This window comes from uncultured Cetobacterium sp., assembly GCF_947038635.1.
Classification (GTDB): Bacteria; Fusobacteriota; Fusobacteriia; order Fusobacteriales; family Fusobacteriaceae; genus Cetobacterium_A.
Genome location: NZ_CAMQXC010000083.1, coordinates 1 through 9,920, shown reverse-complemented (window position 1 = coordinate 9,920; position 9,920 = coordinate 1). Strand labels below are relative to the sequence as shown.

Annotated in this window: 8 protein-coding genes; 4 read left to right on the top strand and 4 right to left on the bottom strand. The window is 28.1% G+C overall.

The genetic code is table 11. The features are described from left to right. Positions 1–36 precede the first annotated feature (36 nt). The 3 genes from Q0V08_RS08400 to Q0V08_RS08390 form a co-directional block, all read right to left on the bottom strand. On the bottom strand, positions 37–819 hold the full coding sequence (locus tag Q0V08_RS08400) for a carbohydrate ABC transporter permease (RefSeq protein ID WP_366099787.1): 783 nt from the start codon (positions 817–819) through the stop codon (positions 37–39). A gap of 152 nt (positions 820–971) precedes the next feature. Then, positions 972–1,850: a sugar ABC transporter permease gene (locus Q0V08_RS08395; RefSeq protein ID WP_297433859.1), complete on the bottom strand. Its 879-nt coding sequence runs from the start codon at positions 1,848–1,850 to the stop codon at positions 972–974. Then, complete coding sequence (locus Q0V08_RS08390; RefSeq protein WP_297433857.1) at positions 1,840–2,970, bottom strand: glycoside hydrolase family 88 protein; 1,131 nt, start codon at positions 2,968–2,970, stop codon at positions 1,840–1,842. The genes Q0V08_RS08395 and Q0V08_RS08390 overlap by 11 nt, the downstream gene beginning before the upstream one ends. A gap of 227 nt (positions 2,971–3,197) precedes the next feature. Between Q0V08_RS08390 and Q0V08_RS08385 the strand changes: the two genes are divergently transcribed. Continuing rightward, positions 3,198–3,890, top strand: coding sequence for a GntR family transcriptional regulator (locus Q0V08_RS08385; protein WP_297433856.1), 693 nt, complete (start codon positions 3,198–3,200; stop codon positions 3,888–3,890). A 37-nt stretch (positions 3,891–3,927) separates the two neighbouring features. On the opposite strand, the gene Q0V08_RS08380 is transcribed toward Q0V08_RS08385, so the two are convergent. Then, a complete protein-coding gene (locus Q0V08_RS08380) occupies positions 3,928–5,262 on the bottom strand; it encodes an MATE family efflux transporter (RefSeq protein WP_297433854.1) in 1,335 nt (444 codons plus the stop codon). A 191-nt stretch (positions 5,263–5,453) separates the two neighbouring features. Between Q0V08_RS08380 and Q0V08_RS08375 the strand changes: the two genes are divergently transcribed. The 3 genes from Q0V08_RS08375 to Q0V08_RS08365 are packed head-to-tail and all read left to right on the top strand — an operon-like array spanning position 5,454 to position 9,761. Then, the gene (locus Q0V08_RS08375; protein ID WP_297433852.1) at positions 5,454–6,728 is read left to right on the top strand and encodes an ABC transporter substrate-binding protein; all 1,275 of its coding nucleotides are present in this window, start codon (positions 5,454–5,456) and stop codon (positions 6,726–6,728) included. 24 nt (positions 6,729–6,752) lie between these two features. After that, positions 6,753–8,051, top strand: a complete 1,299-nt coding sequence (locus Q0V08_RS08370) for an ABC transporter substrate-binding protein (protein ID WP_297433850.1) — start codon at positions 6,753–6,755, stop codon at positions 8,049–8,051. A gap of 9 nt (positions 8,052–8,060) precedes the next feature. Continuing rightward, positions 8,061–9,761 (top strand): hypothetical protein, encoded by a 1,701-nt coding sequence (locus Q0V08_RS08365; protein WP_297433848.1) that lies wholly within the window; start codon positions 8,061–8,063, stop codon positions 9,759–9,761. Positions 9,762–9,920 lie beyond the last annotated feature (159 nt).

Sequence of the window (9,920 nt, the reverse complement as noted above, 5' to 3'; positions counted from 1 at the left end):
CTTCTTGAATTTATTAATATTATATTTATCTCCATCTTATCCTTTTACTCCTCCTGCTGAAATTCCATCTACAAAGTGTCTTTGAGCACAGAAAAATACAATTAAAGAAGGTGTTAATCCAATTATTGACATTGCTAAAATCTGATTCCAGTTTACACTACTACTTACATCCATAGACATTTTTAATGCCAATGCCACTGGATACTTCTCAACACTTGATAAATAAATTAGCGGTCCCATAAAATCATTCATAGTCCACATAAATTGAAATAGCGCAATAGATATTATTGCCGGTTTTAACATTGGAACCATTATATAAATAAGAGTTTGCAAAGAGTTACATCCGTCTACACAAGCAGCTTCTTCAATTTCCTTAGGTAATCCTCTTATAAATTGTATTAACATAAATACAAAGAATGTATCTGTAGCGAAAGCTGCAGGAACAAATAAAGGCAAATATGTATCTAACCAACCAAAGTTTTTATACATTAAAAATTGTGGGATTCTTAAAACTACATTTGGTAGTAAAAGAGTTGATATCAAAATTCCAAATAGAATCTTTTTTCCTGGAAATTTAAATCTAGCAAAACCATAAGCTGTTAAAACTGCTGATACAATAGTTAAAGCAACTTTTGGTAAAACAATTTTAAATGTATTAAAAAAATATGTTGTAAATGTATATTCAGTTGATGTTTTCCATCCATTTACATATCCACTAAAATCAAATTTAAAATCTTTAGGTATAAAACCTATACTTGTAAAAATATCCGCATTTGTTTTAAAAGAGGCTCCTAATAACCAAATCAAAGGATATAGCATAGCTATTCCTACGATAGCTAACGTTAAATATCTTAATCCAACTTTAATACCTGATATTATATATCTTTTTTTTGCTCTTAATTGGTTTTCTCTTCTAATATCATCTGAGATTCCATCTATTGGCATATTTATATTTTTTATATTTTCCATTTTTATTCCTCCCCACTATCAGAGTAGTGCACCCAATATTTTTGACTTCTAAATGAAAATAGTGTGAATATCATTATTATTAAAAATAACACCCATGATATTGCTGAAGCGTAACCCATTTGATAATAATTAAATGCATTATCGTATATTAATAGCGGTAATAATTTTGTTGAGTTAAGTGGTCCTCCACCTGTTATAATATAAGGTCCGTTGAACTCTTGGAAAGCTTGAATAAGTTGCATAATAAAGTTAAAAAATATAACTGGTGATATCATTGGAATTGTTATATTTAAAAACATCATTGTTTGTGAAGCACCCTCTATTCTAGCTGATTCATACAATTCTTCTGGTATGTTTTTTAAAGCCGCTAAAAATATTACCATTGCAGATCCAAACTGCCAAGCTCTTAAAAGACTTACTGTAAATAATGCATACTTTGGATCTCCTAACCATGAAATTGGATCAACTCCCAAATATCCAATTATTATATTTATTAATCCTTGATCTGAAAATAAAAATCTCCATAAAACAGCTATTGCAACACTTCCTCCTAATATAGATGGTATATAATAAGCTGTTCTAAAAAAATTGATACCCTTTAATTTATAATTTAAAATATTTGCTATAAATAGTGCAAATGCTAACTTTATAGGAACTGTTATAAATACATATTTTAAGGTATTAGATAATGTTTTTAAAAACAAAGGATCATTAAATAACTTTATATAATTTGAAAATCCTACAAATTTTGGTGCACTTAATAGATTATAATTTGTAAAACTTAACCAAAGTGATGAAATAAAAGGATAAGCTGTGAAAATCAAAAATCCTATTATCCATGGAGCTATAAATAAATATCCGTTAAATTGTTTACTTTTCACTATTCATCACATCCTTTTCTAAATATAAATACTCGCTATATGCCATTAAAAATATTCCGCTACCTTTTACATCATCAGAAACAACGGGCTCTGATAAGTAATATTCAAAACTTCCATCTCTTTCTTGCCCATCAAATCCACCTAGCCCTGCAACTAGACAAATTCCATCTAAAAATAAACTTTTGTCTTCTTCTTCTCTTAAATACTCTTTACAAATACCTTCAAAAGCCTTTTTTCCAATCTCTGAGTACTTTTCATTAATATACCCTAATCTTGCCCCTTTCATCATGGCGTAGGCTATCATTAAAGATCCTGATGTCTCAAGATAATTTTCCGCAATCTCTTTTTTATCTACAACTTGATACCACATATTTTTTTCTAAATCTCTATACTCATCTATACCTTTGATTGCTTCTTTAAATAAGATTTGAAGACCTCTATACTCATTAAAAATCTCTTCTGACATATATTCTAAAGTGTCAATTATAGACATTAAATGCCATCCTATAGCTCTCAACCAAAAGTTTTTAGAAAGTCCTGTTTCTGGAACTATCCAACTACATTTTTTAGCTGTATCCCATCCGTGATAGTGTAATTTAAAATTTTCATCAAACATATTTTCTCTAACATTAATAAAATGTTTAAAAATATCTCCATAATTTCTTTTTCCATTAAACTCTGTTTCATATCTAATATAAAAAGGTTCAACCATATACATTCCATCTAACCAAACTTGATTTTCATATCTTTTTTTATGCCAAAAATTTCCTTGTGGAACTCTTGGATGCTCTAAAATTTGTTCATATAATTTTTCAATTGCTTTTCTATACTTTTCATTCCCTGTAAAATTATAAACATCAAATAGAACTTTCCCTGCATTTATATTATCTATATTAAACTCATTTTTTTCATAACCTTTCATAACTCCATTTTCATCTATAAAATCATTAAGATAACTATATACAAAATTTAAATATTCATCTTCTTTCGTTGTTTTATATAGTAACATTGCTCCCTGTAGCAAACATCCATCTTCATAACACCATTTTCCCTTGTATGGTTTATAACTTTTTAAATAGTTGCTTATATACTTTCTAGACTTTGTATTTATAGAATCCATTTTGTTACCTCCCTTAATTATTTTACACTAGTATCCTAGTAAACATTTTTAAAAAAGTCAAGACTTTTTTATTTCAAAATAGTTTTTTTTGTATATATATAGTATTTTTTGTTTTTATAATGTAGATTATATATTGTTTTTATTGATATTATTATATTAAAATTTTGCACATTTTAATATTTCTGGTATAATAAAAACAGAATATAAAGAACTGTTGGAGGTGTACTTTGAATTTATCAAAAGTTAATCGTCAATTTGGCGAGAATACTAAAAATTTTATATATAGAGTTTTAAAAACAAATATAATGATTCTAAATATTAAACCAGGAACTGGAATCAGTGAATCTGATATTGGTGAAACTTTAGGTGTTAGTAGAACCCCTATTAGAGAATCTGTCGTTAAACTATCTGAAGAAAGACTAATGGACGTTTATCCACAAAAAGGATCCTTTGTATCTCTAATTGATTTAAAATTAGTTGAAGAAGCTTTTTTCATGAGAAAAATTGTCGAAAGAGAAGTTTTAAAACTTGCCACAACTAAATTTTCAAATCAAGCTATTAAAGAACTAGAAAAAAATTTAAAATTTCAAAATATAATCGCTCAAATTGAAGAGGATCATACAGAACTTTTTTTCCTAGATAACGATTTCCATAGAATCATCTATAAAGAAGTTGGAAAAGAAAGAGTTTGGGAAGCCGTCCAATCATTAAGTACTCATTACGATCGTGTTAGATTTTTAGATGCTATTGAAAAAACAAATTTAATTCCTACACTTGACCAACACAAAGATATTATTACTATAATTAGAGATGGGGACATCAATAAAGTTGATGAAATAATTGATAAACATCTTTCAAACTTTAAAAATAAAATAGGATATTTAATTGAAAAATATCCTGATTATTTCTTAAAATCTTAAATTATAAATAAAAACCTACCAAATTCAAGGTAGGTTTTTATACTTTTTTATCCCAATCAACTCTTTTATATAAAATAAACGAAAACACTAATGCAAAAAGATTGCTAAATAACATAGAATACCATATTGAAAATTCATATAAAACTAATAAATTTTCAAATATTAATATAAACGGAACCCTAAATATCCAAACTCTTCCAAAATGACAATACATTCCAAATTTAGTATGCCCTGTTCCTTGAAATACTGCTGCTAAAGGTTGAAATATAGCCCATGGAATAACGCTTATCAGCATAATTTTCAAATAATTCATTGAATGATTTTTTATCTCTATATCTTTAGTAAACATATCTACAACTGGATTTAGAACTAAAAATAAAGTAATCATTGATATCGTTCCTACAAACAATCCACAAATAATTCCAGTTCTTAACATATTTTTTGCTTTTTTTATATTTCCAGCTCCAACATTTTGTCCTACTAAAATAGCAACTGCTGTTCCTATCCCATTTATTAATACGTAAATTATATTATTAATTCTGTTTCCTACCCCATAAGCTGCTAAAACTTCTGTCCCATATTTAACAACAAAAATATTTATTATTATAAAACTTAATGAATTAGTCATAGTTGTAAGTGATGATGGAATCCCTAATTTCAATATTCTATAAAAAATATCTTTTTTAATTTTTAAAAATTCGAAACTTATCTCTTTTTTCAAACAAAGCTCATATATACAATAACTACCCAATATTATATTCGCTATTAAAGTTGCAAACCCTATTCCGTATAATCCTAACCTAAATTTATATATAAATAAAGAATTCAAAAGTATATTTAAAATCGTTGAAAAAGCTATTAAATATAAAGGATTCATGCTTTTTCCTTTTGAATTTTTTATTGTTATATATGTTGATACTATAAAAGTCATTGGAATTGTTAAAAAAATAAATTTTATATAAAGACTACTTTTCTCCAGCAACTCTCCATTAGCCCCTGAAAATCGTAATATTTTTTCACAAAAAATAAATGATAATATTGTTATAAATAAAGATATCAATATATTTATGCTTAACAACTGACTATTTGTTTTTAGAATTTCTTTCTTATCTTTTTTTCCTACTAATTGACTTATTATTACTCCACCACCTACTGCAAATCCACTCCCTATTCCTATTATCATTTGAGTTATTGGGCTTGTAAAAGAAGAGGTAGCTAACTCTACTCCACCTACTTTTCCCATATAATATGAATCTGCTAAATTATAAAGATTTTGTAGAAAATTCGATAATATTATTGGACTGGCTAATAATATTAATTTTTTTAAATCTTTCTTTTCTAAAACCCATTTTTCTTGAATTCTTTTAAACATGATAATCCTCCGATTGATTCATTCTATTTTAGAACTTTTTATTTAAAAAAAATATAATAAAAATTTGACATTTTTATTTTTTTAAGGTATGTTTAAATTGTAAATACATTCAAACTTGTATCCTAGAATGTTAACATACTAATAAACAAGTTTCAATGAGAAAATTTTTTATAATACGGGAGGTATATTTTATGGATTTCAAAAAATTACTTTTACTAAGTTCAGTTGTTGTGGGGATGACTTATCCTACAATCTCTTTAGCTAGTTCTAAAGTTGTGAATTTAAAAATGTCTTGGTGGGGCGGGGACGATAGACATAAGAAAACATTAGAAGCATTAAAACTTTTTGAAGAAAAACATCCTAATATTAAAGTGAAGGGAGAGTACGGTGGATGGAGTGGATGGCAAGAAAAAGTTACCACTCAAATAATTGGAAATACTGCACCTGATGTTATGCAAATTAACTGGAATTGGATTGATCTTTTTTCAAAAGACGGAAATGGTTTTTATGATTTAAATAAACTTTCAGATACTATTAACCTTAATAATTATAACTCTGACATACTTAATCAATGTTCTGTTGACGGGAAGTTAAATGCCATCCCAATTGGAATGACTGGAAAAGTTTTTTATATAAATGAAACTACATATACTAAAGCTGGACTTCCAATTCCTAAAAATTTTGATGAAATGATTTCATCAGCTAAAGTTATTAGAGAAAAATTGGGAAATGATTATTATGCTTTTGATACTGACGCTTATGGAGCTCTTCTTCTTATGCTTTATAAATTAGAACAAGAAACTGGAAAACCATTTATTATTAATAATAAAGTTGCTTATACAGAAACAGAACTCGTTGAGGCTATTAATTTTTATAATAATCTAGTTGAACAAAATGCTCTTCCATCATTAAAAGTTAGAGCTGCTGCTGGATTCATTCCTTTAGATCAACACCTTAGTTGGATTCAAGGTAAATATGCTGGAACATATGAGTGGGATAGTTCGGCTCAAAAATGGCAAGATGCTCTTGAAGGAAATCAAAAATTAGTTTTAGCTGACTTTCCTACTGAATTTGGAGAAAATAAATCTGCATTTAATAAAGTCTCTATGGCTTTCGCTATTAAAAAAAATACAAAACATCCAAAAGAAGCTGCTACTCTAGTTGAATTTTTAACAACAGACCCTGAGGCTGTAAAAATTCTTGGAACTTCTAGAGGAATTCCTTCTAATTCTGCCGCTGTTGAGGTATTAGAAAATAATGGACAACTTACTGGTTTAGCTTTTGAAGCTAATAATGCTGTTAAAGATTTTGCTGGCAAAGGTATTCATCCTCTTTTTGAGCATAAAAAATTAAATACAGATTTAAGAGGAGCAATTGAAACTTTTGGATATGGTCAAGCAAATGCTGAGCAAACAGCTAAATCAATCATATCTATTACTAATGAATTTTTATCTCAAAACCAATAAAAATATATTATAGGGAGAATATCTATGAGTTATAAAAAAGTCTTTTTTCTATCATTAACTGCATTATCTGTTTTCACAGCATGTAACAAAGATAAAGAAAATATATCCTCTTCAACTCCAAGTAATCAAGATATAACATTAAGAGTTTCATGGTGGGGTGGAGATGATAGGCATAAAAAAACTATAGAAGCTTTAAAACTTTTTGAAAAAAAACACCCTAATATAAAGATTAAATCAGAATATGGTGGATGGCAAGGATGGCAAGAAAAAATCACTACTCAAATGGCTGGTGATATGGCTGCTGATCTTATGCAAATAAATTGGAATTGGATAAATATTTTTTCTAAAAATGGAGATGGTTTTTATAATCTAAACGATTTATCTACCACAATTGATTTAAATCAATATGATAAAAATATTTTAGAGCAATGTATTATTAATAATAAATTAAATGCCATTCCTTATGGAGTAGCTGGAAGGGTCTTTTTATATAATAAAACAACATACGATAAAGCTGGCTTACCTCTTCCTAAAAGTTTCCAAGAGATTATTACTTCTACTCAAACAATGAAAGAAAAGCTTGGTCCTGATTACTTTGGATTTGAATCTGATTATTATGGGGCTCTTCTTCTTATGCTCTATAAATTAGAACAAGAAACTGGAAAACCATTCATTGTCGATAATAAAGTTGCTTATAGTCAACAAGAGTTAAAAAATGCTGCGGATTTTTATCTAGATTTAGTTAATACTAAAATTATTCCTTCTTTGGAGGATAGAGCTGCTGCTGGAAACATTCAACTCGATCAACATCCATCTTGGATTGTTGGAAAATTTGGAGGAACTTATGAATGGGATAGCGCTTCTTTAAAATGGAGAGATTCCTTAGAAGAAGGACAAGAGCTTGTTGTTGGAGAATACCCAAAAGATTTCGGACCTCACAAATCTGGATTTTCAAAAGTATCTATGGCTTTTGCAATTAATAAGAATACTAAACATCCAAAAGAAACTGCTGAATTACTTAATTTTTTAATCTCCGACCCTGAAGCCGTTAAAATTCTTGGAGTGTCTAGAGGAATTCCAGCTAATACTTCTGCTGTTGCTACTTTAAAAGAAAATAATCTTTTGGATTCATTCATCTTAGAAGCTAACAATAAAGTTATTGATTTTGCTGGTAAAGGTATACACCCTCTATTTGAACACAAGCAGTTACATGTAGCTTTAAAAGATATTATAGATAAATTAGGTTATAAACAAGTTTCATCTGAAGATGCTTCTAATCAAATTATAAATGTAACAAATGAATTTTTAAAAGAGAATAACTAGGAGGAATATATGAACAAAACCTTCAAACTTTCACTTTTTTTAGGGCTAACAACTTTAGCCCTAGGAAAAGTCGATTACACTGAAAATGATAAAGCTCGACTTGAAACTGTTAAAACTTTTTATAAAAATATAACTACTAATGGCCAAAGTAAAATTAATCCAACACCACTTTTAGCTGACGGTATCAATACTTTAACAGGAGAACCTATCGAATGGATTTATCCCAACGGAGAAAAAGTTAAAATATCTAACTTTGCAAACCAACAAAATTTTTTAAGAACTCTAGTTATTTTATCTGAGGTTACAGGAGATCCGCAATATAAAAATACTGCACTTAATACAACAAAGTATTTTTTAGATAACTTCACTGATAAAAATGGACTTTATTATTGGGGAGGCCATAGGTTTGTCAACTTAGATACACTAAAATTAGAGGGTCCTCAAGATAAAAATCAAGTCCACGAATTAAAAAACCATTTTCCATATTATGAATTCTTATATGAAGTAAACCCAATAAATACTAAAAATTATGTTACTGCCTTTTGGAATGGTCATGTTGAAGATTGGAAAACTCTAGATATGGGAAGACATGGAAGTTATAATAAAAAATTAGATACCAATATATTTAAAAATAATACTCCAATAGATATTGTAGTCACTGAAAATCTGCCTATACTTCCAGAAACAAAAGGATTAACATTTATTAATGCTGGTTCTGATTTAGTTTATTCAGCTTTCATTTTAAATAGTTTTGAAAATAATCCTGATATGACTAGCTGGGCAAAAACACTTTTAAAACAATACGAACTTGCAAAAAACCCTAAAACCGGAGCTCCTGTATATCAATTTTCATCACCTAAGAAAAGAGAATGGCCACCTAAATCAGATTCTGATACTAATTCTAAATACGGCGATCGAGCTTATAGACAATTTGGGCCAGAGTTCGGAGATATTGCAAAAGAGGGAAATGCATTATTTAAAGGAAATGCAAAGGCTATCGTAGTGGATAATGCCTTAATTCTAACTGAAATTTATAAAAAAACTAATGATAAAGAACTTTTAAACTGGTCAATAAATACTCTTAAAAATTTCTATAAAATATCTTTTGATTATGAGACTGGCGAAATCAAACCCGTTTGGAATGATGGAACTGATTTAACTAATTATACTTTAATTAGAGACGGATACTATGGAAAAAAAGGTAGTAAATTAACAAAAACGAAACCTACTACTGAGGAGTATGCTATTGCTCTTATTAGATCTTATGATGTATCTAAAGATACTGACCTTTGGAACCTTGCTAGAGTAATGACTAATAAAACTTTTTCTCTTGGTGATATCGGAACAACCAATGGTCAAAATATTAAATTAGATTTCAAAACTAAAAATTCATCACCTTACGCATTATTACTAATGACTGATTTGTATGATATTACAAAAAATGATAGTTATTTAAAAATGGCAAAAGTTATTGGAGATAATATAGTTAATACTAAATTTAAAAATGGTTATTTTGTAGAAAATACAAACTATTTAAACTCAAGAATTGATTCACCAGAAGCTTTTGCTTTGGTAACTTTAGATGCAACTTTAAAAGGTAAATCTAATTCTATCCCAAAATATATCAGTAATGGTGGATATATCCACGGAGAACACATTGAAGGTGATTCAGTGTATGATAAAAATGTAATTTATAAAAAAACAACTTAGGAGAAACATTTATGATTAAAATAGGAATTAGAGCTCATGATATGGGTAAATACTCTTTGATAGACTTTCCAAAACTATTAAATACAATTAAAACTTTAGATGGTCAGTGCATACAATTAGCTCTTGGAAAATCTTTTATTGATTTTAACATTTCAATAG